Origin of the sequence: Psychrobacter sp. DM4 (genome assembly GCF_051307035.1) — a bacterium.
In the GTDB taxonomy this organism is placed as follows: domain Bacteria; phylum Pseudomonadota; class Gammaproteobacteria; order Pseudomonadales; family Moraxellaceae; genus Psychrobacter.
Map to the genome: position 1 here is coordinate 749,092 of NZ_CP195536.1, position 22,806 is coordinate 771,897.

The following is a 22,806-nucleotide window of genomic DNA, read 5'->3' on the forward strand; positions in this document are numbered from 1 at the left end:
TCTTTGGACGGAATTAATTAGCAGCTTGGGTAGGTTGTTTAGTAGCAGGCTCATTCGTTGTTTTTGAAGCTTGCTGCGGCGTTTTGGCAGCATTTGCCGATGTTCCAGATGACGTAGGGTTGGCATCTTCGAGTGGCTTGGCTACTACCTCTTGATCGGGTTTGACTTTTGCGCCGCCGATAATGACGACTTGATCGCCTGCTTGCAAGCCATCAGTGATAACCCATTGACCATCAAAGGTGCCGTTGACGGTCACGGGTCGCACTTGAATCTTGTTGTTAGCATCGACGATGTAAACTTGTGTCTCGCTTTTTGGTGTGCGCATAACCGCACTTTGCGGTAGTAGGGCGGCATTAGTAATGACACTTTGTGTTAAACGCGCCGTCACATACATGCCTGGCAATAATACTAAATTATTATTGGGGAAAATAGCACGCAAAGTAACGGCGCCTGTTGCTTGATCTACCTTAGCCTCTGACAACGCAAGACGACCGCGAACTGGGTAGACTGAACCATCCTCTAATACCAATTCAACCGTATTCATGCCTGCTTCTGCTTTGCCTTGAGCGAGCTGTTGACGCAATTTGAGTAGCTCGGATGAGGACTGACTAATGTCAACGTAGATAGGATCAAGACGGGATATCGTAACTAGCGGATTGGTTTGACTGGCGCTTACTAGCGCACCAGCTGTTACGTTAGAGCGTTCAGTACGACCTGATATGGGGGCACGTACGATAGTACGGTTCAAGTCCAAAGTGCTAGCGTCCAAGCCTGATTGAGCCGTCTGAATACCTGCTTTTGCACTCTCAATACCCGCCTGCGTTTGTCCTACCGCTGCTTGGGCACTTTGTACCGCCGCTTGTGCGGTACGAACCTGTGTCTGTGCTTGATCGTACTGTTGCTTTGAGATTGCATCGATACTGACAAGACCCTCTAAGCGCTGCAAATCATTGAGCGCTTGTGCAAGAGACGCTTGACGGCTGGCTAATTCAGCTTTAGCGTTAGCGTTATTGGCAAGCGATGTTTGATAGTTTGCTTGCGCCTGTGCTATGGCAGCTTCTCCGCTGGTGATAGACGTTGTGTAGTTGTCAGGGTTTATACGATAAAGCTCTTGTCCCTTTTTGACGTTACCGCCTTCTTGAAATCTCACCGCATCAATGACCCCATTTACTTGCGGGCGTACATCAGCGGTCTCAAAGGCCGCCGTACGACCAGAAAACGTTTGAACTTGAGGCACCGTGCCTAAAGTGACGGTTTGAACATTGACAACAGCAGGCGGCATCTGTTGCTGCGCCGCTGCGGCGTCTTCATCTTTTTTGTCACAGCCAACCAGTACAGCTCCAGATAGTACAGCGGCCATTACAAGCGTAAGAGTAGAGTGCTTCATCAAGGTCCTCGTCGATATAGATACGATATAAGTAAAGTGGGCGAACATATAAGTGAGCGTAGATAATCTAATGCTTGACAAGCAGTGGTTGTACCTTTCGCTCGTTAGATGTTGTCTAAGTATTGAATTAAAATGGGAGTGAATAAAAAAGTATTCATTATTATAAACTATTGGGTACACCCTATAGTCAAGTCATAAAGAGCGACCTAAGCTAAAATCTATTTATTTTAGCTACCTATAGAGCCTATAAGTTGACTTAACAATCAGGCCGTATCAAGGGATAAACAGATTTTACGAACAAATTGTTAACTTTTGTTGTAGACGATAATTTTGTCTAAATAGATGTACTAAAGCAGTCGGGCGCTAGCAAGCTCAGTCAATTGATAGAGTCCGAGTCGATAGCGATTATCTGGTAAATCTCTAAGCGCTTGCTGTGCCAGTCTCGTCTCCTCCAGGGCTCGCGCTGTACAGTAAGCGAGCGCACCTGACTGACGTACTAATTCAATCAGGTGTTCAGCATTTGGTGTTTTGCCCGTCTGTACCGCTACCCGCAATTGCTCATAACCTTTTTTATCACTGTCTTTTAATAGCTCTAATGCTTTGATTGTTGGCAGGGTAGGTTTACCTTCACTAAGATCATCACCTAAGTTTTTGCCCATAAGCTCGCTGTCACCACTATAATCAAGCACATCATCAATAATCTGAAAAGCATTACCGAAATGCTGACCAAAGTCAGAGAGCGCCTGCATATGCTCCTCTTGCCTTTGCAAAATGGCTGCGCCCTGGGTTGCCATCATAAATAGCCGCGAGGTTTTGCCATCGATAATGTTGAGATAGTCCGTTTCGGTCGCCGCTGGATTATGCTGATGCTGAAGTTGTAATACTTCTCCCTCTGCAATATCGCAAGTGCCATCAGAGAACAACTGTAAAAGAGGCAAGCTTCCAAAACCGACGAGTAGATTAAACGCCCGAGCAATCAGATAATCACCAACGAGCACGGCGGTTGCATTGTCCCACGTCGCATTGGCAGTCGGCTTGCCGCGGCGCTGTCCTGACTCGTCAATCACATCATCGTGAACCAAAGTTGCGGTATGTAGCATCTCAGTAATTGCCGCTAAATGCATTGCCTGCGTAGAGGGTTCGTCGTTTAGCATCCGCGAGCATAAGAGCGTTATCAGCGGGCGCATACGTTTGCCGCCTGCATTGATAACATGCTGAGAAACACTCATTACTAGCTGTACTTTGGAATTTAAGCTGCCAAAAACTTGCTTATCCATAATCTCAAAGTCTGATGCGACTATGTTCTGAATATCACTATAGCTTGGGGCGGAGGTGGTTTGCGAATTAGATAAAGAGGCATTAGTCATAATCAGTCGTCGTATCAAGGGAGTAAAAACTCATTTATAAAACAAGCTAATAAGAAGAAAATAGTAAAGTTATAAATTTGCCTATAATAGCATAGCTGTCAAGTCTAATCGCTGTATTAAAAAGACTCATTCAGTGCGCGTGCTCTATTAAATCGTGTTTAAACAGTCGGTAATCCCTAGGCAATAATAGTATTATTTATTATGATAATGTACATCATCTCATCAGACGAAAAACGCAGTTTGTAAGTCGTTGATTGGATAAGCTATAATAGCGAGCGCTATATTCCAATGTTGCGCGTGCGCTTACTTTATTTAACCTAGGTATAGCGATACAAAAGTGCAAAACGAACAAGAGAGATGACTTGCTTTTGCTGCAAAAGCCAAGTAAAATCTTGCCTTTAATTTTTCCCTGTCGTGTTCGTCATAAAAGCGCTGGTATAATATCAGCCACGGCACACGGGTTAAACGGAGTCAGACAATGTACGCAGTAATTAAAACTGGTGGCAAACAACACCGTGTAGTCGTCGATGAGCTTTTAAAAGTTGAATTACTAAAAAGCGAGAAAGGCGAAACGATCACATTTGAAGACGTGTTGATGGTTGTTGATGGCGATGACATCAAAATCGGTCAGCCTACTGTAGACGGCGCTAGCGTAGAAGTTGAAGTGGTTGAGCATGGTCGCGGGGACAAAATCCGTATCATCAAGCACAATCGCCGTAAGCATTATCATAAAGAGCAAGGTCACCGCCAATGGTACACCTTGTTAAAAATCAAAGCGATCAACGCCTAACTTTGAATTTGGCTCAAGAAGCCAGATGATATAGCGTAGAATGCTTAAGAATTATCGCATAAATGATAAGTCATATTAACAAGGAGAATTATCCATGGCACATAAAAAAGCTGCCGGCTCAAGTCGCAACGGTCGTGATTCAAACCCAAAAATGCTTGGTGTAAAAATCTTTGGTGGTCAAACGATCACTGCTGGTAACATCATCGTTCGTCAACGTGGTACAGAATTCCACGCAGGCGAAGGCGTTGGCATGGGCCGCGACCATACTCTGTTTGCACTAAATGACGGTGTGGTAAAGTTTGCAACCAAAGGCAAATTTAACCGCCGCTACGTCATGGTTGAAAACGCATAATTGCAAGTTATTCATGATCCTTTTTAGATCATAGCAGAGCAAGCAATAAAGTCCCTATTACCCGTTGGTAGTAGGGACTTTTTATATGAATACTGTTTATGATATAAAGCCTAAAAATTATATTGACGATGATAGTTATATTTTCACAATACAAATTTACGTGACGTGGATATGTAAATTATCAGGTTTAAAAATCGTATGAGCTAAGTTGATATGGACGTTACTGACCGCGTTACAAGCGCGTATGTCCCGCGTAGTAATGATTGCAAATCATGTCTAGGCGCGTAATAAAAAAGCTGGCACACTGTTGTCATTGCCCAATAGCGTCGTTTGAATAGATGCATTAGGTATTGAACAGTAGATATCAAATAACACTAAAAATTTTGATTTTCATTTATGCGATAGCGCATTTTAGAGAGGAATAGCAATGACTTATTCAACCAAGCAGACAACTTTTAAGCAAAAGATTATAGGTGGCGCTCTAGCTGGCGTTTTAGTAACCTCACTAGGGGTTGCAGCTCCCATGATAGCGATGACGCAAGCCGCTACAGCTGCACCTGCTGATAATCTGACCGCAGCCAAACGTCTAAACAAGTTACTCACCAACACTAAGAGTATGAGCGCTAACTTTACGCAAACGACCAAAGGCGCAAGCAGTGGCACCTTTAAAGGCGTTATGAGCGTTGAGCGTCCCAATAATTTTCGCTGGGAGACGACATCACCCTCTGAGCAATTAATCGTCGCAAACGGCAGCTCAATGTGGATTTATGATAAAGATCTAGAGCAAGCCACCAAGCAAGGGGTAGATACTCAAGTTGGTAATACGCCAGCACTACTACTCTCAGGTGACCCTAGCAAAATCAATAGCAACTTTAAGGTGACCCAGCCTTATGCGAGCAAAAATTATTATGTGCTATATCCAAAATCAAATGATGCCAGCTTTAAAAGTTTGTCTATGAGCTTTAGTGGTGGTAAACCTGTGATGATGGTACTTAACGATACTTTAGGTCAGACCACGTCGATCAAGTTTAGCAATATTAAACTCAACCCCAGTATCAATAGCAGTCAATTTAAATTCACGCCGCCAAAAGGCGTTGACGTTATCAATCAGTAGGCTTAAAATTAGTAAGCCTAGAGTAGAAACACAAAGGGACAAGCCGTTATTGGGCTTGTCCCTTTTTTATTAAAAGTTTAGTTTGTCATACGTATTGTTTGGGTGAGCGTGCTTATTACTCAGCAAGCACACTCTATGTGATTAGAATGTCTAGCATTCTATTTCTATTCTTTACTTTAACGCTCATGATCTAAACCATTGAGAGTTTGAAATGGGCGTCAAACGTATATTTTCTAGCACAACATGCGCGTAAAAATACACGTTTTGTAGCATATAAAGTGACCCGTCAATACATCTAAAAACTGGCTTTTAAACCTTGATATGCGTATAGTGTGTAAACATTTTATACCAGTTGTCACCCTATTATTGACCGTACGTTATGAGCTATTAAATCAATTAAAAAATATTGATTTAATAAGTTTGTACGCAATCATCAACTCAATACACTTAGCATAATGTTTTACTCGCGCAACTTAATGCTTAAGCTAGTTGATAGCAGATGCACGTGTTCGCTAAGTGAGATGAGTTGTCAATAATATGGATAATTGGTCATTACCAGCACAGGCTGTCTGTGATTTTATCTGTATGATGTTTCCTTTAGGGTCAGCATTTTATATAGATTGGGTGAGGAGCAAGGATTATCATGTCTGCTTTTGATTGGTCAGCAGTTGCTTTTATTCTAGCCGCTATTGGTTTGGTCGTATTCATGCTGGTCGTACCGCGGTTACTCGGTGGACGCTCAAGCGGATCACAAAAAGAAGAGGTGTTTGAGGCGGGTGTTGTCGGCTCTGGTAACGCGCGTATTCGCTTGTCTGCCAAATTTTATTTGGTGGCTATCTTTTTTGTGATTTTCGATCTAGAAGCGCTCTACTTGTATGCTTATTCAGTGTCGGTGGTAGAGGCGGGCTGGGTGGGTTTTGCTGCTGCCGCTGTCTTTATTATTATTCTACTCATAGGCTTGGTCTATGAGCTAAGTTTGGGTGCGATGAACTGGGCACCGGCTGACAAGCGCCACAAAACGGCTCGCCTAACCGCTGCGCCTGCAGGTTTCAATTTAGCCAGCATTACCAAGTTCGATGGCGTCGATGAGCTCATGATTGATCCAACAGGCAAGATACCTGCACAGTCCTCAGGTCAGATTAATGTCTCAAACAATATCGAAACCAATCGTCGTCATTTGCAAAATATTGATCATATCAATACGACAGGCAATGTGACCACAGTGGATTTTGCCAGCTCAGCGTCGTATGATAACGTGCAAAAACCGATCAAATAATTGCTCCTATATACCTAATGCCTTACCTCTAATGTCATCGCGTATTTAAATAAAGGTTATCTGTTATGAAATACACACTAACAAAAGCCAATCCTGACGCTGAACAATATCCTGCCCAGACTCGTCAAACGGTCAATGATCCTATCGAAGATGACGTTAATAAAAACGTCTTTATGGGTCGACTTGAAGACATGGTGCACTCGACCGCCAACTGGGGTCGCAAGCACTCCTTGTGGCCATTTAACTTTGGTACCTCGTGCTGCTACGTCGAATACGCGACGACTTTGACCGCTGTTCATGATTTGTCACGCTTTGGTGCTGAGGTCATTCGCGCCTCGCCACGTCAGGCTGATGTTATGATTGTCGCAGGTACTTGTTTTGTCAAAATGGCACCGGTTATTCAACGTCTATATGAACAAATGCTAGAGCCAAAATGGGTTATATCTATGGGCGCCTGTGCTAACTCAGGTGGCATGTACGACATCTATTCTGTGGTACAAGGTGTGGACAAGATTATTCCTGTTGATGTCTATGTGCCAGGTTGCCCGCCGCGCCCAGAGGCTCTGATTCAAGGCTTGATGCTCCTTCAAGAATCGATTACCAAAGAGCGTCGTCCGTTGGGTATTCACGTCAATGAACAAGGCATTTATCAGCCGCAAATGACGCCTGAGCGCGATCGCAAACAAGCGGATCGCATTGCAGTCAAAAATTTGCGTAGTCCAGATAGTATTTAAAGCCTCATTTTGCAATTGAGCATTTGAAGTTTAGCGTTGCGCTTATCACAGTCAGTTATGAGTAATGAAGGGAACCCTCATTCATGGTCACGGTAGTCGATAATATAGATCCCAAGATCAAGCCTATACCGGCAGTCATTCAAGAACTGACGCATAAGTACGCGGGTAAGTTCGTCGTACAGCATACGGTTGATGAGATTCCAACAGTATGGGTGGCACGCGCCGATCTGCTAGATATTCTCCTATTTCTACGTAAGCTGCCAAAGCCCTATGTCACGCTATTTGATTTATCGGCGATGGATGAGCGTTTGCGTCAACATCGTAGAGGCTTGCCTGATAGTGACTTTACCGTGTTTTATCATCTGATGTCATTTGAGCGTAATAGTGATGTGCGTATCAAGGTGGCTTTGGATGAAGATGATCTCAATGTGCCAAGCGCGACTAATATCTGGCCCAATGCCAACTGGTATGAGCGCGAAGTCTGGGATATGTTTGGCATTGTCTTTAGTGGACACCCGCATCTGACTCGTATCTTGCTACCTAAGTACTGGGAAGGTCATCCGTTACGTAAAGAGTATCATGCGCGCGCAACAGAATTTACGCCATACTTTTTGAATGCGGCAAAACAGCAGTATGAGCAAGAAAACTTGCGCTTCGTCCCTGAGGAATGGGGCATGAAACGCTCAGGACGTGATGAGGACTTTATGTTCTTGAACATCGGTCCTAACCATCCATCCGCTCATGGTGCATTCCGTTTGGTATTACAGCTTGATGGCGAAGAAGTCGTCGACTGTATTCCCGATATTGGTTATCATCATCGCGGCGCGGAAAAGATGGCGGAGCGCCAAACCTGGCACTCCTATATTCCATATACCGACCGTATCGATTACCTTGGCGGGGTGATGAATGAGCTTCCATATATCATGTCAGTTGAGAAACTAGCTGGTATTACTATTCCTGCGCGCGCTGAGACCATTCGCGTGATGATGAGTGAGTTTTTCCGTATTACTAACAACTTGCTCTTTGTCGGTACCTTTATTCAGGATGCAGGCGGGATGACGCCAGTGTTTTATATGTTTACTGATCGTCAAAAAGCATATGATGTGATTGAGGCGGTAACCGGTTATCGTATGCACCCGGCATGGTTCCGTATTGGCGGTACGGCCGCTGATTTGCCGCGCGGCTGGCAGCGCTTGGTTCGTGAGTTTTTGGACTGGATGCCCAAGCGCTTGGATGAGTATGTCAAAGCGGCATTACAAAATAGCGTACTCAAAGGTCGTACCCAAGGCGTCGCACAGTACAACGCCAAGCAAGCATTGGCTTGGGGCGTAACAGGAGCGGGTCTGCGAGCGACGGGTATCGACTTTGATTTGCGTAAAGCTCGCCCGTACATGGGTTATGAGAACTACGACTTTGAAGTACCTATTGGCTATAATGGCGATGCTTATGATCGCTGTATGGTCAAAGTTGAAGAGATGCGTCAGTCCCTACGTATTATCCGTCAGTGTATGGATAACATGCCGCAAGGCCCGTACAAAGCTGATCATCCTTTATCAGTACCACCGCCAAAAGATCGTACTCTAAACGATATCGAAACCTTGATTAACCACTTTATCTCCGTCTCTTGGGGCCCTGTCATGCCAGCGGGGGAATGTGCGACGATAGTCGAGGCCACTAAAGGCTTGAACAGTTATTACATCACCTCAGACAAAGCAACCATGAGTTATCGTACCCGTATCCGCACGCCGACATTTGCACATATTCAGCAGATGCCGTCAGTGATCAATGGCTCGCTTGTGTCCGACGCTATTATGTATTTGGCATCAATTGATATCGTCATGGCGGATTGTGATCGCTAGTACATTATTAGCCGTACCTTTAAGAGATAAGATTGATCTATAGTTTATCGCCAAATGGCACCCCAAATTGCGATTCTATTTCAATTGATTAGCGATAATAGCGCTTAACTATTGAAAGTAAGCAAGATGAGTAAGGATTGATAAGAGATTATGAGAATTGTTTCTGACAAAATGCCAAAAGTAGATGTGGCCAGTATTTTGACCACAAGTGAGATTGACGCTATTCATGAATTTATGCATCATTATCCGCATGCACGCGCAGCCTCATTAGATGCTCTAAAAATAGTACAAAAGCGCAATGGCTGGGTCGATGACGCACAAGTAAATGCCATCGCCAATCTATTGGATATTCCCGTCACAGACATGGACGGCGTCGCTACCTTTTTTAATCGTATTTATCGTCAGCCTGTTGGTCGTCACGTGATTTTACTGTGTGATTCTGTGGCTTGTTACTTGACGGGATACGAAGCATTATCGGCCGCGCTACGTTTGCATCTAGGTATTGACTACGGGCAGACAACGCCTGACGGCCGTTTTACTTTGCTACCGATTTGCTGCTTGGGCAATTGCGACAAAGGTCCTGCGGTACTGATAGGCGAGGACACTTATGGCCCTATTCAGCCCACTGAGGTTGCGCAACTATTGGAGCTATACGCATGAGACTTACCTTAACAGAGCAGATCGCTAAGCGCACTCAAGGCAAAGCGCCAAGCCAGCTCAACGAGCAGCGCGTGCCAATCTATGGCGACAAAGCAACCGCCACCAGCGAAACTATGCCATTGACATGGCGTCTTGCGCACCATGACGCGGTAATTGATCTAGCAACTTACGAGTCGCTTCAAGGATTTAGCGGTCTAAAAAAAGCATTAGATAAGCCGTTCAAAGATGTCGAGAACATGATTAAGGCGGCTAATGTCAGAGGTCGCGGCGGTGCAGGATTCAACGCCGGTCTTAAATGGTCTTTTATGTCGCCGCCTGATGGCTTGCCGCGCTATCTTATTTGCAACGCTGATGAGATGGAGCCGGGTACCTTTAAAGATCGCTTGTTAATGGAGCGCCTACCGTTTCAGCTCATCGAAGGCATGCTTATTACCGCTCACGCCATTGGTGCCACCGACGGTTATATCTTTATTCGCGGCGAGTATATTTTGGCAGCTCAGCGTTTGGTCACCGCTATTGATGAGTGTATCGCTAATAATTTGATGGGCGATAACATTCTAGGAACAGATTTTAGCTTTAATTTGCATGTACATACGGGCGCAGGTCGCTACATTTGCGGTGAAGAGACGGCATTAATCAATTGCCTAGAAGGCCGCCGTGCCAACCCGCGTACCAAGCCGCCATTTCCACAAATCTCTGGCGCTTGGGGTCGTCCAACGGTCGTCAACAATGTTGAGACTCTGTGTAATATGCCCGCTATCTTAGATCATGGCGTAGAGTGGTATCAGTCACTATCAGAGGCTAAAGGCAAAAGCAAAACGCCTGGCACTAAGCTGTTTGGCTGCTCAGGCTTGGTGAATGATCCTGGTCTATGGGAACTACCGTTTGGCTATACTGCGCGCGAGATTATCGAAGACTTCGCAGGCGGTATGATAGAGGGCAAAACCCTAAAAGCATGGTTGCCCGGCGGCGCATCCACTGACTTTTTGACCGCTGATCACTTAGATATTGTCGTTGATTTTGATAGTATTCAAGACGCCGGTAGCCGTATGGGTACCGGTCTTATTATGGTGGTAGATGAGTCACAAGACATGGTGCCACTACTACGTAACCTTGAGATTTTCTTTCAGCGCGAATCGTGTGGGTTTTGTACTCCGTGCCGTGATGGTCTACCTTGGGGCGTCAAGTTGCTTACCGCGATCAATGACGGTGAAGGACAGATTGGCGACGTCGAAAAACTAGAAGGGTTGACTCGCGACTTATGGATTGGCAAAACCTTTTGTGCTCACGCGCCAGGAGCGATGGAGCCACTCATGAGTGCTATCAAGTATTTCCGTCCTGAGTTTGATCAAAAAATCACGCAGGCGGTTGGAGTGGACGTCATAGACGCCGCGGCCAACCCTCAGTCAGTAGTGAAATAAGGAGAGCGACATGGCAGTCATCCATATTGACGGCATCACTGTCGAAGTAGATAGCAGCGATAACTTGCTACAAGCCTGTCTATCACTTGGTATTGATGTGCCGTATTTTTGTTATCATCCTGCGCTCGGCTCAGTAGGCTCATGCCGTCAGTGCGCCGTCAAGCAGTATCAAAGTGAAGATGACATGAAAGCGGGCAAAGGGCGTCTAGTGATGTCCTGTATGGTCGCACCAGACAATGATATGTATATCTCAGTCACCGATGACGAGGCCAAAGCGTTTCGTAAGTCAATGGTTGAGCTGCTGATGACCAATCATCCGCATGATTGCCCCACTTGTGAAGAGGGTGGACATTGTCATCTGCAAGACATGACGTATATGTCAGGTCACAATACGCGCCGCTATCGCTTTACCAAACGCACCCATCATAATCAAGAGCTTGGGCCTTTTATCGGCCATGAGATGAATCGCTGTATCGCTTGCTATCGCTGCGTTAGATTCTACAAAGACTACGCAGGCGGCGAAGATTTAGGCGTTTATGGCTCAAACAATCGCGTTTATTTTGGTCGTGACAAAGACGGTCAGTTCGAAAGCGAGTTCTCAGGCAATCTAACAGAAGTCTGCCCAACAGGAGTGTTTACGGACAAAACTCACTCAGAGCGCTACAACCGCAAATGGGATATGCAATACGCGCCTAGCATCTGTCATGGCTGCTCGGCAGGATGTAACATCTCTCCTGGTGAGCGTTATGGTGAATTGCGCCGTATTGAGAACCGCTACAATGGCGAGGTCAACGGCTATTTCTTATGTGACCGTGGTCGCTTCGGGTATGGCTACGTCAACCGCGAGGATCGTCCTACCCAAGCGCTTGAACGTATTAATGACAAACACGTCAAAATCAACATCGACTATGCGTTAGACGAAACCATCAAACGTCTCAAAGACAAAAAAGTTATCGGCATTGGATCACCAAGAGCCAGCTTAGAGACTAACTTTGCACTCAAAAACCTCGTTGGTTTTGATAACTTCTCAACAGGTTTGAACCATCAGCAGCAAGCGATAGTCCATAAATGTATCGAAGTGCTGAGTACTGAGGGTATCTATAACCCAAGTATGAATGAGATCGAAAGTCACGATACGGTGCTGATCTTGGGTGAAGACATCACTCAAACGTCATCTCGAGTCGCATTATCAGTCCGCCAAGCAGCAAAGAACGAAGGACTAAAAATGGCGGCGGCGCTCAAGACTCAGTCTTGGCTTGCTGAACCTGTCAAACGCATTGCTCAGGACGCCTTAAGCCCTGTCTACGTCATTGATGTCACCCAGACCAAGCTCGACGACATTAGTAAAGTGAGCGTGGTCGCAACGCCTGAAGATATCACCAGCCTTGGCTTCAAAGTCGCTGACAAGATTGCCAGCTTTGCTGATGATCTAGGACAAATAAAAGATCCACAAGCGTCTGAACAGAGTAGTGATACTGCTACTGATCCTATGCAAGCACTCGCTGAGCAAATCGCTTATGATTTGATTCAAGCGGACAGACCACTGATTATATCGGGCAGCAGCTTGTCATCTATTGCTTTGATAGAGGCGGCGGCGCAGATTACTCAAGCGCTCACGCAAAAACGCCAAGCTATCAAGGCCACCGAACAGCAGCAAGTTGAGACACATAACGCAACGATAAAAGAAGTACAAGCGCAGTCTGCTAGCGATCAGCCAAAAGAAGACAAAGAGTTAGAGGCTAAACCTGCCAAACCAGAAACGGGTACCAATAAAGACGCGCAAGACGATATCGAGCGTGAGCCTGCTGATACCCTTGAGCTTAAAGAAGTCAATAAAAAGTACTACGGGCAAGCAGGTATCTATCTGACCGTATCTGACGCCAATAGCATGGGCGTGTGCATGCTTGGCGGTCACTCAGTCGAAGAATTGCTCGCTACAGATTTTGATGTTGTCATCGTCGCTGAAAATCAGCTGACCGATGCCATCGATGCCAACAAGCTTACGCAACTGCTTAGCGACAAAACGGTTATCGCGCTTGATCATCAGCTGCTTGAATGGCATAAAGACGTCGATATTGTATTACCAGCTGCAAGCTTCGCTGAAGCGGATGGCACGCTCGTATCAAGCGAGGGTCGTGCTCAGCGCTTCTTTCAGGTCTACGACAACAACTACTATCATCCCCTAAGCAGTATTAAAGAAGGGTGGCGTTGGCTCCATGCGATACATACTAGTGTTGAAGGCAAAGACGTCGACTGGACACAACTTGATGATGTCATCAATGCTTTGATTACAACGCATCCTAAACTTGCTCGTATTAAGGGTGCTGCGCCCGATGCGGACTACCGTATTACAGGACTTAAAATCGCTCGTGAACCGCGCCGTTACTCTGGTCGTACCGCAATGCGCGCGCCGATATCAGTACACGAGCCTATGCAGCCAAAAGATCTTGATACTGGTCTGACCTTTTCGATGGAAGGGTATAGCGGTGACAAAACGCCAGGTTCGATGATTCCTTTTGCAAGTGCTGCTGGTTGGAACTCGCCGCAAGCTTGGAATAAGTATCAAGACAAAGTTGGCGGTCACCTTAAAGGCGGTGATCCAGGGGTGCGCTTGTTCGATAGTCTTGAGCGCTTGCCGAGCCGTCAATATGTGGCACCAGAGGCAGGATCTCGCGCGGTAACAGATATGAATGAAGGTAAAGCCAAATTGGTACCTATTTATAATATCTATGCCAGCTCTATGATGGCCTCGCGTAGTCCAATCGTGACTGAGCAACTACCGGTCGCCAGTTGGCGCGTTGGTATGGATGATGCCAAGGCTTGGGGTTTGCTCGCTGGAGACTACTTGGCTATAGAGATTAGCAATCAGCAAATGACTCTGCCTGTGCAACTGGTACAATATCTAGCTGAGGGCTGTATCGGCTACCCAGTAGGACAAGTAGATATCATTCATCCGACGCTACCTGCGTCAGTACGCAGGGTCGATATGCCCGTGGGTATCACAGGTGATATGGCGGATGATATGAACAATTTAGATGAGGCGCTAATAGCACCAACTAGCGATCAAGGGGCGTAGGATGCAAGTGACTCGTATTATCCCTGATGTGCCTGCTTTTTTGGCAAATATGATGACCTTTGATGCCTGGTCTATTTTGTTTTTGGTCGTGCAATCGATTGTTATATTTTTGGTCGTCGTCATGGTTGCCGCCATGATGATTATCTATGAGCGCCGCATGCTTGCATTATGGCAAGATCGTTATGGTCCTAACCGTGTGGGACCTTTTGGCTCGTTGCAGCTTGTAGCAGATATGCTCAAAATCTTCTTTAAAGAGGATTGGACGCCAAACTTCACTGACAAGTTCATGTTCACCTTAGCACCTGCGGTGGCGATGTTTACCGCATTGGCATCGTTTGCCATTATTCCTATCTCGCCCACACTAGGCGTTGCAGACTGGGACATTGGGATATTATTCTTTTTTGCTATGGCAGGTATTGCCGTTTATGCAGTGATGTTCGGCGGCTGGGCGTCAGCAAATAAATTTTCGCTACTTGGTGGTCTGCGCTCGGCGGCGCAAACGATCAGCTATGAGGTTTTTTTAGGCCTATCACTTATGGGCGTAGTCGCGTTGACGGGCTCTTTTAATTTGCGTGAGATCGTTGAATCACAAATAGATGGCTGGTACATTATCCCGCAGTTCTTAGGGTTTTTGACCTTTGTAGTCGCAGGTGTTGCGGTCACTCATAGACATCCCTTTGATCAACCAGAAGCGGAACAAGAGCTTGCTGAGGGTTATCATGTCGAATATTCTGGCATGAAATTTGGTATGTTCTTCATCGGAGAATATGTCAACGTCGTGCTCATCTCTGCCCTGATGACTTGTCTGTTCTTTGGGGGCTGGCTTGCGCCTTTTAACTTAGATATTCCCTTTGTGCCGCCTGCATTTTGGTTCATGATAAAAACGCTATTCTTTATGACAATGTTCATCTTGGCACGTGGCTCGCTTATGCGTCCACGGTATGATCAGGTGATGAACTTTGGCTGGAAAGTTTGCTTACCTGTCACCTTAATTAATCTGCTGGTTACCGCCGCTGTCATTTTGCTAATGAGATAGGGCTTATGCCAACAAGGATAATAAGACAATGATTACCGCTATAAAAAAGACGCTCGTCGGTATGTTTACTATCGTTCGTAGTATGTGGATGGTCAATAGCCATGCGATAAGGCCGCGCGATACCATACTCTATCCTGAACAGGCCGTACCTGTACCGCCGCGTTTTCGTGGGCGTATTGTTCTGACCCGTGATCCAGATGGGGATGAGCGCTGTGTGGCTTGTAATCTATGTGCGGTGGCTTGCCCTGTCGGCTGTATCTCGCTACAAAAAGCGGAGCGTGATGACGGGCGCTGGTATCCTGAGTTTTTTCGCATTAACTTCTCGCGTTGCATATTTTGCGGAATGTGTGAAGAAGCTTGTCCGACCACGGCTATTCAGATGACCCCTGATTTTGAGATTGGTGAATACAATCGTCAGGATTTGGTATATGAAAAAGAGCATCTGCTTATCTCAGGCCCTGGCAAGTATCCTGATTATAACTATTACCGCGTTACCGGTATGGCGGTCGCAGACAAGCCTAAAGGTTCTGCGCAAAACGAAGCGGCGCCTATTGATCTGAGGAGCTTGCTGCCATGATGACTATTTTGAATAATCCTGACTTAGCAGGGTTCTATGCGCTGGCGGCAGTGGCTATCTTTGCAAGCTTACGCGTTGTCATTCATGCCAATCCAGTCCACGCGATATTATCAATGATCGTCTCACTATTGGCAGTTGCAGGTATCATGTTTATACTAGGTGCGCCATTTGCAGGGGCGCTTGAGATTATCGTTTATGCGGGTGCCATCTTAGTGCTATTCGTCTTTGTCATTATGATGCTCAATTTAGGCATGGCAAGCGAGGCACGAGAAGAGCGCTGGCTGGATGCTAGAACGTGGGCTATCCCGACAGGGTTAACATTTATTATCGCTGTTGTGCTCTACGCGTTTATCGGTATCAATCACGACGAGGCGGCGGTTATCGGCGGAATTACTGTACCCGCCAAAGCAGTTGGTTTGGCCTTATTTAGTAAGTATATTATGCTCGTTGAAGTAGCCGCATTATTACTACTTGGAGCTTTGGTTGCCGCTTACCATTTAGGCAAGCCGACATTGAATGATGAGATAGCGATCGATGATACTGTTCGTGACCCCAGTAAACGCTTAACGCTTAATAATGTCGCTCGTAACACGGAGCGCAGCATCGACAATAGAGAAGCTAATCATTCCGATCGTAGCGGTGATAGTGACGGGAATACGCTTAATTCAGCTGAGCCTTACGAGTATAAAGACGTTGATCCACACAACTATGTGGGCAAGCAAATAGGCACAAAAGCTACGCGCAAGGAGTCAGACTGATGGTACAAGCAGTAAGCGTAGCCCAGGATGTATCAACTATGCCGTTCGCCCATGAGGTAGCGCAGATAGCAATGCCTGCTCTTGAAGTACAAAACGTACTGGGTATCATACCCATGAGCCATGGACTTATCTTGGCAGGTATCTTATTTGCCATTGGTCTATGCGGCGTTATGGTACGGCGCAATTTCTTATTTATGCTCATGAGCCTTGAGATTATGATGAACGCCGCAGCGCTAGCGTTTATCGTTGCAGGCAGCCGCTGGGTCGATCCAGATGGACAGATTATGTTCATCTTTATTCTGACTTTAGCAGCTGCTGAAGCCTCAATCGGTCTGGCTATACTATTACAGTTTTATCATAAGCGTGGGCATCTCGATGTCGATAGCGCCAATGAGATGAGAGGATAATGTCATGAGTTTATTACCATTAACCTTCATACTCCCGCTCATTGGCTTTTTAATTTTAGCCTTTATGCGTGACAAGCTCACAGAGCAAGCCGCCAGCTTTGTCGGTGTGGGCAGTATGGGGCTATCAGCGCTTTGTACTTTGGTCGTTAGCTACACCTTTTTGACCACTTATCCTGCGGGCACGGTCATAGAAGTACCGCTTTGGACTTGGATGCAAGTCGGTGATTTTGCACCGAGCTTTGGTCTTAGCTTCGATGGCCTTGCTTTAACCATGACTGGGGTCATTACTGGCATTGGCTTTTTGATCCACCTATTTGCTGCTTGGTACATGAAAGGTGATAAAGGCTTTGCACGATTTTTTAGTTATATGAATTTGTTTGTCGCCAGTATGCTACTGCTAGTACTAGCAGATGATCTATTGCTGCTATATCTAGGCTGGGAAGGCGTAGGTATCTGCTCTTATTTGCTGATTGGTTTTTATTACGAGCACCGTGCTAATGGCCGCGCTGCGATAAAAGCCTTTACCGTTACCCGCGTGGGTGATGTGTTCTTGGCCTTTGGTTTATTCTTGTTGTTCCGCGAGTTTGGAACCTTGAATATTCAAGAGATTATCACTCGCGCACCTGAGATGTTTAGCATCAATGATCCGGTAATGATTTTGACCACGATGATGATCGTTGGCGGCGCTATGGGTAAATCTGCGCAGATTCCACTACATACGTGGCTCGCTGATGCGATGGCAGGTCCAACACCTGTATCGGCACTGATTCACGCGGCGACGATGGTTACCGCTGGGGTATATCTTATTGCCCGTTTGCATCCATTATTTGTTCTCACGCCAGGTATCTTATTGTACTGGGTTGGGGCAGTAGGCGCATTGACGTTGATGGTCGCAGGATTCTGTGCGTTAGTACAAACCGACATCAAGCGTATATTAGCCTACTCAACGATGAGTCAAATCGGTTATATGTTCTTGGCATTAGGCGTTGGCGCTTGGCAAGGGGCTATCTTCCACTTGATGACGCATGCCTTTTTTAAAGCCTTGTTGTTCTTGTCGTCAGGTGCGGTCATATTAGCCGTTCATCATGAGCAAGATATCTTTAAGATGGGCGGTTTGCGTCGTAAGATTCCTTTAGTATTTTGGTGTTATATCATCGGTGGCGGCGCTCTAGCAGCTATTCCTTGGATAACCGTAGGCTTTTACTCTAAAGAAGCGATCCTTTGGGAGTCCTATGCAACCGGACATCAGGTACTGTTTTATATGGGTGTGTTCGGTGCTTTCTTGACCGCTATTTATACCTTCCGTATGATTTGGATCATCTTCTTTGGTGAAGAGAAGACTCACGCTCATAAGTTAACGGGCGTCTCTTATTGGTTGCCGCTTACGGTGCTACTGGTGTTATCGACCGCAGTCGGCGCTATGATTGTACCGCCATTACAAGGCGTATTACCTGAAAGCGTTGGTCATCTATTAGAAGTGGCTGGTCATGCAGAAGCCAAGCACACCGCAGAGTATATCGCTATGGGCGCTATGGGCGCAGGACTCGTGATAGCTGCATTGCTGTACGTCGTTGACAAAGGCCGCATGCTGACGCGTTTTAAGCGCTCGAGTATCGGCGGTGCGCTATATTACTGGTGCTACCACGGTATGGGATTTGATGCGCTATACGATATAGTTTTTGTAAAACCTTTTTTATTCATCGGCCGCTTATTCAAAGCTGATCCTATTGATAAAACGTGGAATGTATTACCGATGCTGGCATCAGCTGGTAATAGGATGTTGTCTGTGACACAAACAGGGTCACTTCGAGGTTATGCCGCAAGCTTTGGCTTGGGCGTTGCTGTATTACTCGTACTGGTCATGATAACGGTGGTATAAGATGATTGAGTTACAACAAACGTGGATGCTACCGGCGCTGATTGCAATACCCTTTATAGCAGGTTTGCTGTGCTGGCTGGTTGAGCGTTTTAATAAGCGTTTACCGCGCTGGATTGCTCTAATAGGTATGACGCTGACCTTTTTATTGTCGCTCGTGCTATGGCAATATGGCGACTTTAGCGGTATGAGTAAACAGGTCATCGCGCCGCAGTCTGCGGTGCCTTGGATGGCTGAGTTCAGTGTGCCTTGGATACCGAGCTTCGGTATTAGTTTCCATTTGGCGATGGATGGCATGTCGCTACTGATGATTGCGCTGACAGGACTTTTAGGGGTTGCCGCAGTCGCTTGTTCTTGGAACGAGATTCAGCGCCGCGTCGGGTTCTTCCATCTCAACTTACTTTGGAGTTTGGGTGGGGTCATTGGGGTATTCTTAGCGATTGATCTATTTTTGTTCTTCTTCTTTTGGGAGATGATGCTTGTACCTATCTATTTCTTGATCGCTATTTGGGGTCATGACGTTGTAGGTAAAACCAAAGAATATGCAGCGACCAAGTTTTTCATTTATACCCAAGCCTCTGGGCTTATTATGCTCGTTGGTATCTTGGTGCTGGTGATTATCAGTTATTCTCAAAGCGGCGTAGTCAGCTTTAACTACAATGATCTGCTCGGTACTAGCCTTGGTGGCTGGGAATATCCGATCATGCTGTGCTTCTTTATTGGCTTTGCGGTCAAGCTGCCTATTCTACCTTTTCATGGTTGGCTGCCTGATGCACACGCACAAGCACCAACCGCAGGTTCGGTGGATTTGGCTGGGGTACTGATTAAGACCGCCGCTTATGGTTTGATTCGCTTTGTCTTGCCGTTGTTTCCTAACGCTTCACAAGAGTTTGCACCGATAGCCATGACTTTGGGTACGATCGGTATCTTTTATGGCGCGTGGCTTGCCTTTATGCAAACCGATATGAAGCGCCTATTGGCTTATACCAGTATCTCGCATATGGGTTTTGTCGTATTAGCGATTTATGCAGGGACGCTACTCAGCTTACAAGGGCTAATGATTCAAATGCTCGCGCATGGTTTAAGTTCAGCGGCTCTGTTTATTATGGCAGGGCAGCTATACGAGCGTTTGCACACGCGCGATTTGACCGTTATGGGTGGCATGTGGGGACAGTTCCGTTATTATGCCCCTACCTTAATGTTCTTTTGTGCCGCGCTACTGGGTATTCCTGGTACAGGTAACTTTATCGGCGAGTTTATGATCTTGTTTGGTGCTTTTGCTCAGTATCCAGTGTTCGTTGTACTGGCAACGTTTAGCTTGGTATTGGCAGGACTATACTCGCTTATATTGATTTACCGTGCTTTATTTGGTGACAATAAAACTAAAGAGGTTGCCTTGCATCATACGCGCTCACACGGTTTGCCTGAGCGTCCGTTGAGAGACTTGGGTCGCCGCGAGATATCATTGCTGCTCGTATTAGCAGTCGGGCTGGTTTGGCTTGGATTGTATCCGCAACCCATATTGGATACTTCAAGTCACTCTATGCAATGGATCAATAACGCTTACATTTACAGTGAAGTGTCACAAGCAAATGTGTTGCAACCACTTGATGCAATGGAGGCACGTTAATTCATGAATGATTTTATGATGAATGATTTGATGGGGCTGATGCCTTATGCGCCTATTATTATCGTCGTGATAACGGTGCTGCTAGTAATGATAGCGATTACTATCAAGCGCTCGCATACGATTACAGGCACGATCACTGTTGCTGGATTAAATATCGCACTATTTACCTTAATCGGTCAAATGCTAGGCATAATTGAACGCGAGTCTCTATTACCTACTGCCGAACAGCTGTTTGTAGTGGATAACTTTGCACAGTTCAACATGATGATTATTCTCGTCTGCGCGCTGGCTTGCTGTACGTTGTCTTATGCTTATCTGGCAAATTTAAAGGATAATAAAGAAGAGCTGTATATGCTCATCTTGATTTCTACTGTCGGTGCGCTACTGATGGTGTGCGCGCAGCATCTAGCGGCGTTCTTTATGAGCTTAGAGCTGCTCTCAGTGCCACTCTATGGCTTGCTCGCTTATACGTTCTTACGTGAGAAGTCCCTTGAGTCAGGGCTTAAGTATCTCGTGTTATCGGCGGCGGCTTCAGCGACTTTGCTCATGGGTATGGCGTTTATTTACGCGCAGGTCGGCTCATTAGGGTTCAAGTCTATTAGTATTATGCTTGCAGATTCCTTTGAGTCGCCGCTATTGATACTTGGCGTGGCTATGATGATGTTCGGTATCGCCTTTAAACTATCAGCAGCTCCTTTTCATGCTTGGACGCCTGATGTCTATGAAGGCGCTCCTGCACCTATTGCGACTTATCTAGCTTCAGTCTCGAAAGTGGCGATGATGGCGCTTGCGGTCAGATTCTTGATTGATACCTCACTGCTTGCTCTACCGTCTGTACAGATGCTATTGATGGTTATGGCCACGTTGTCTATCTTGGTGGGTAACCTGCTAGCGGTACGTCAGACTAACCTTAAGCGCCTGCTTGGGTATTCCTCCATCGCTCATATGGGTTATGTGCTGATCGTTATCGTAAGTCTTGGCGCGGGTGCTGATAGTATCTCTAGTATGTATATGGCAGTGTACGCTTTTACATCCATCGGTGCGTTTGGCGTTGTGACCTTGATGTCAAGTCCTTACAGACTCTCAGGAGAGGCAGATGAGTTGGTACATTACCAAGGTCTGTTTTGGCGTCGTCCCGTACTGACTGCCGTCATGACGATTATGATGTTATCGCTTGCCGGTATTCCGCTGACGGCAGGCTTTATTACCAAGCTATTTGCAGTACTCGCTGCGGTACAAGGTACCAATTGGTTCTTGGCGGCGATGATCATCTTGGGTAGCTCTATTGGTCTGTTCTATTACCTGCGCGTCATGCTAACGCTATTTAAACGTCCAAAGGCTTATGTAGAGTTCGATGTGTCTGGACAATGGGGCCTGCGTACTGGCGGTATTATGGTCATTGGCGTGACTTTGGCTATTCTCTTCTTCGGGATTTTACCGAATAGTATGATTGAATGGGCAAGTATCGCACGTGTCTGGTAAAAGCTAAAATAGTAAAGATGAATAGGGTCTATTACTGATAACAACACTGACAAAACCAAGGTGCGCTAAGTTTATGTTAAGCTTAGCGCACTTTTTTGCTATTAGCTTTTTACTATTAGCCATCAAAATCTTGATAATAAGATCTATAAGAGGTTACTGCTATGAGCGACAACATTCAAACTGTCAAAGTACTAAGTAAAACCACTTGGACGCCTAATTTATTTAGCTTTACCGTTAGCCGTCCTGATAGCTTTAAATTTACCGCAGGACAATTTGTACGCTTGGGTGTCAATCCTAGCCAGTTAAAGTATTACCAGCACTTTAATAACCAAACTGACGTCAATGCGCCTGATGAAGATATCTTTCGTGCTTACTCCATCGTGTCGTCACCCTTTGATGAGGTGCTAGAGTTTTTTTCTATTGTCATCGCTGATGGTGCATTTACATCTCAGCTTCAGTATCTAGAAGTGGGCGATGAGTTACTACTTAATATGACGTCGTTTGGGTTTTTGACCTTGGCTCGCTACCAAAAGCCAGAACCAAAAGATCTATGGTTACTAGCGACAGGTACAGGCCTTGCGCCGTTTTTGTCAATGCTACAGGACTTGCAGACGTGGCAGGATTATGAGCAGATTATCTTGGCCTATAGTGCGCGAAGTCTTGATGAGCTCGCCTATGTTGAGCAGATTGAGCGCTTGCAAGAGGATTTTGGCTCACTAGTTGATAATCCTGCGACGTTCACCTTTATTCCTATTGTCACTCGCGAAACGATTGAGGGTGCATTAAGCGATCGATTACCTAAGCTACTCACAGATGGCACCTTACAGGAACGTGCTGGCCTAGCACTCGATATCGATAGTACTCATATTATGCTGTGCGGTAATCCTGATATGGTGGAGGATACCAAAGAGACTCTAAAGGCTCTAGGTTTAGTCATGAATCGCCGCGGTGAGGGCAATATAGCTGTCGAAAATTATTGGTAATTAGTGGTCAAAAGATTAGCG

General features: G+C 46.0%; 19 protein-coding genes. 17 read left to right on the top strand and 2 right to left on the bottom strand.

Annotated elements, in window-relative coordinates; genetic code table 11:
- Positions 1 to 13 precede the first annotated feature (13 nt).
- Together ACR64G_RS03360 and ACR64G_RS03365 are read right to left on the bottom strand one after the other, a co-directional pair.
- Positions 14 to 1,387, bottom strand: a complete 1,374-nt coding sequence (locus tag ACR64G_RS03360; protein ID WP_435980118.1) for an efflux RND transporter periplasmic adaptor subunit — start codon at positions 1,385 to 1,387, stop codon at positions 14 to 16.
- A 347-nt stretch (positions 1,388 to 1,734) separates the two neighbouring features.
- On the bottom strand, positions 1,735 to 2,754 hold the full coding sequence (locus tag ACR64G_RS03365) for a polyprenyl synthetase family protein (RefSeq protein ID WP_435980119.1): 1,020 nt from the start codon (positions 2,752 to 2,754) through the stop codon (positions 1,735 to 1,737).
- A gap of 478 nt (positions 2,755 to 3,232) precedes the next feature.
- Here ACR64G_RS03365 and rplU point away from each other — a divergent pair, with 478 nt between their 5' ends.
- The 17 genes from rplU to ACR64G_RS03450 all read left to right on the top strand — a co-directional run bounded on the left by rplU (position 3,233) and on the right by ACR64G_RS03450 (position 22,785).
- Complete coding sequence (rplU, locus tag ACR64G_RS03370) at positions 3,233 to 3,544, top strand: 50S ribosomal protein L21 (RefSeq protein ID WP_435980120.1); 312 nt, start codon at positions 3,233 to 3,235, stop codon at positions 3,542 to 3,544.
- Between the two features lie 94 nt (positions 3,545 to 3,638).
- Positions 3,639 to 3,896, top strand: a complete 258-nt coding sequence (gene rpmA, locus ACR64G_RS03375) for a 50S ribosomal protein L27 (protein ID WP_435980121.1) — start codon at positions 3,639 to 3,641, stop codon at positions 3,894 to 3,896.
- Positions 3,897 to 4,323: 427 nt separating this feature from the next.
- A complete protein-coding gene (gene lolA / locus ACR64G_RS03380; RefSeq protein WP_435980122.1) occupies positions 4,324 to 5,010 on the top strand; it encodes an outer membrane lipoprotein chaperone LolA in 687 nt (228 codons plus the stop codon).
- A 643-nt stretch (positions 5,011 to 5,653) separates the two neighbouring features.
- Positions 5,654 to 6,286 (top strand): NADH-quinone oxidoreductase subunit A, encoded by a 633-nt coding sequence (gene ndhC, locus ACR64G_RS03385; protein ID WP_435980123.1) that lies wholly within the window; start codon positions 5,654 to 5,656, stop codon positions 6,284 to 6,286.
- Positions 6,287 to 6,351: 65 nt separating this feature from the next.
- Positions 6,352 to 7,020, top strand: coding sequence for a NuoB/complex I 20 kDa subunit family protein (locus ACR64G_RS03390; RefSeq protein WP_435980124.1), 669 nt, complete (start codon positions 6,352 to 6,354; stop codon positions 7,018 to 7,020).
- Between the two features lie 83 nt (positions 7,021 to 7,103).
- The gene (nuoC, locus tag ACR64G_RS03395) at positions 7,104 to 8,879 is read left to right on the top strand and encodes an NADH-quinone oxidoreductase subunit C/D (RefSeq protein WP_435980125.1); all 1,776 of its coding nucleotides are present in this window, start codon (positions 7,104 to 7,106) and stop codon (positions 8,877 to 8,879) included.
- A 150-nt stretch (positions 8,880 to 9,029) separates the two neighbouring features.
- The gene (nuoE, locus tag ACR64G_RS03400; protein ID WP_435980126.1) at positions 9,030 to 9,539 is read left to right on the top strand and encodes an NADH-quinone oxidoreductase subunit NuoE; all 510 of its coding nucleotides are present in this window, start codon (positions 9,030 to 9,032) and stop codon (positions 9,537 to 9,539) included.
- Positions 9,536 to 10,960 (top strand): NADH-quinone oxidoreductase subunit NuoF, encoded by a 1,425-nt coding sequence (gene nuoF / locus ACR64G_RS03405; protein ID WP_435980127.1) that lies wholly within the window; start codon positions 9,536 to 9,538, stop codon positions 10,958 to 10,960. The genes nuoE and nuoF overlap by 4 nt, the downstream gene beginning before the upstream one ends.
- A 10-nt stretch (positions 10,961 to 10,970) precedes the next feature.
- On the top strand, positions 10,971 to 14,036 hold the full coding sequence (gene nuoG / locus ACR64G_RS03410; RefSeq protein WP_435980128.1) for an NADH-quinone oxidoreductase subunit NuoG: 3,066 nt from the start codon (positions 10,971 to 10,973) through the stop codon (positions 14,034 to 14,036).
- A gap of 49 nt (positions 14,037 to 14,085) precedes the next feature.
- Complete coding sequence (gene nuoH / locus ACR64G_RS03415) at positions 14,086 to 15,072, top strand: NADH-quinone oxidoreductase subunit NuoH (RefSeq protein ID WP_435980628.1); 987 nt, start codon at positions 14,086 to 14,088, stop codon at positions 15,070 to 15,072.
- Between the two features lie 40 nt (positions 15,073 to 15,112).
- A complete protein-coding gene (nuoI, locus tag ACR64G_RS03420; protein WP_435980629.1) occupies positions 15,113 to 15,649 on the top strand; it encodes an NADH-quinone oxidoreductase subunit NuoI in 537 nt (178 codons plus the stop codon).
- A complete protein-coding gene (nuoJ, locus tag ACR64G_RS03425) occupies positions 15,646 to 16,407 on the top strand; it encodes an NADH-quinone oxidoreductase subunit J (RefSeq protein ID WP_435980129.1) in 762 nt (253 codons plus the stop codon). The genes nuoI and nuoJ overlap by 4 nt, the downstream gene beginning before the upstream one ends.
- 98 nt (positions 16,408 to 16,505) lie before the next feature.
- Positions 16,506 to 16,814: an NADH-quinone oxidoreductase subunit NuoK gene (gene nuoK / locus ACR64G_RS03430; protein WP_317200318.1), complete on the top strand. Its 309-nt coding sequence runs from the start codon at positions 16,506 to 16,508 to the stop codon at positions 16,812 to 16,814.
- A 4-nt stretch (positions 16,815 to 16,818) separates the two neighbouring features.
- Positions 16,819 to 18,693: an NADH-quinone oxidoreductase subunit L gene (gene nuoL / locus ACR64G_RS03435; protein ID WP_435980130.1), complete on the top strand. Its 1,875-nt coding sequence runs from the start codon at positions 16,819 to 16,821 to the stop codon at positions 18,691 to 18,693.
- Position 18,694: 1 nt separating this feature from the next.
- Complete coding sequence (gene nuoM / locus ACR64G_RS03440; protein ID WP_435980131.1) at positions 18,695 to 20,320, top strand: NADH-quinone oxidoreductase subunit M; 1,626 nt, start codon at positions 18,695 to 18,697, stop codon at positions 20,318 to 20,320.
- Positions 20,321 to 20,323: 3 nt separating this feature from the next.
- Positions 20,324 to 21,802 (top strand): NADH-quinone oxidoreductase subunit NuoN, encoded by a 1,479-nt coding sequence (nuoN, locus tag ACR64G_RS03445; protein ID WP_435980132.1) that lies wholly within the window; start codon positions 20,324 to 20,326, stop codon positions 21,800 to 21,802.
- 161 nt (positions 21,803 to 21,963) lie between these two features.
- Complete coding sequence (locus tag ACR64G_RS03450; protein ID WP_435980133.1) at positions 21,964 to 22,785, top strand: ferredoxin--NADP reductase; 822 nt, start codon at positions 21,964 to 21,966, stop codon at positions 22,783 to 22,785.
- Positions 22,786 to 22,806: the final 21 nt, after the last annotated feature.

Bases quoted from the DNA above. Each gene is read 5' to 3' on its own strand.
- ACR64G_RS03360 (WP_435980118.1), bottom strand. From the start codon at position 1,387: ATGAAGCACTCTACTCTTACGCTTGTAATGGCCGCTGTACTATCTGGA.
- ACR64G_RS03365 (WP_435980119.1), bottom strand. From the start codon at position 2,754: ATGACTAATGCCTCTTTATCTAATTCGCAAACCACCTCCGCCCCAAGC.
- rplU (WP_435980120.1), top strand. From the start codon at position 3,233: ATGTACGCAGTAATTAAAACTGGTGGCAAACAACACCGTGTAGTCGTC.
- rpmA (WP_435980121.1), top strand. From the start codon at position 3,639: ATGGCACATAAAAAAGCTGCCGGCTCAAGTCGCAACGGTCGTGATTCA.
- lolA (WP_435980122.1), top strand. From the start codon at position 4,324: ATGACTTATTCAACCAAGCAGACAACTTTTAAGCAAAAGATTATAGGT.
- ndhC (WP_435980123.1), top strand. From the start codon at position 5,654: ATGTCTGCTTTTGATTGGTCAGCAGTTGCTTTTATTCTAGCCGCTATT.
- ACR64G_RS03390 (WP_435980124.1), top strand. From the start codon at position 6,352: ATGAAATACACACTAACAAAAGCCAATCCTGACGCTGAACAATATCCT.
- nuoC (WP_435980125.1), top strand. From the start codon at position 7,104: ATGGTCACGGTAGTCGATAATATAGATCCCAAGATCAAGCCTATACCG.
- nuoE (WP_435980126.1), top strand. From the start codon at position 9,030: ATGAGAATTGTTTCTGACAAAATGCCAAAAGTAGATGTGGCCAGTATT.
- nuoF (WP_435980127.1), top strand. From the start codon at position 9,536: ATGAGACTTACCTTAACAGAGCAGATCGCTAAGCGCACTCAAGGCAAA.
- nuoG (WP_435980128.1), top strand. From the start codon at position 10,971: ATGGCAGTCATCCATATTGACGGCATCACTGTCGAAGTAGATAGCAGC.
- nuoH (WP_435980628.1), top strand. From the start codon at position 14,086: ATGATGACCTTTGATGCCTGGTCTATTTTGTTTTTGGTCGTGCAATCG.
- nuoJ (WP_435980129.1), top strand. From the start codon at position 15,646: ATGATGACTATTTTGAATAATCCTGACTTAGCAGGGTTCTATGCGCTG.
- nuoL (WP_435980130.1), top strand. From the start codon at position 16,819: ATGAGTTTATTACCATTAACCTTCATACTCCCGCTCATTGGCTTTTTA.
- nuoM (WP_435980131.1), top strand. From the start codon at position 18,695: ATGATTGAGTTACAACAAACGTGGATGCTACCGGCGCTGATTGCAATA.
- nuoN (WP_435980132.1), top strand. From the start codon at position 20,324: ATGAATGATTTTATGATGAATGATTTGATGGGGCTGATGCCTTATGCG.
- ACR64G_RS03450 (WP_435980133.1), top strand. From the start codon at position 21,964: ATGAGCGACAACATTCAAACTGTCAAAGTACTAAGTAAAACCACTTGG.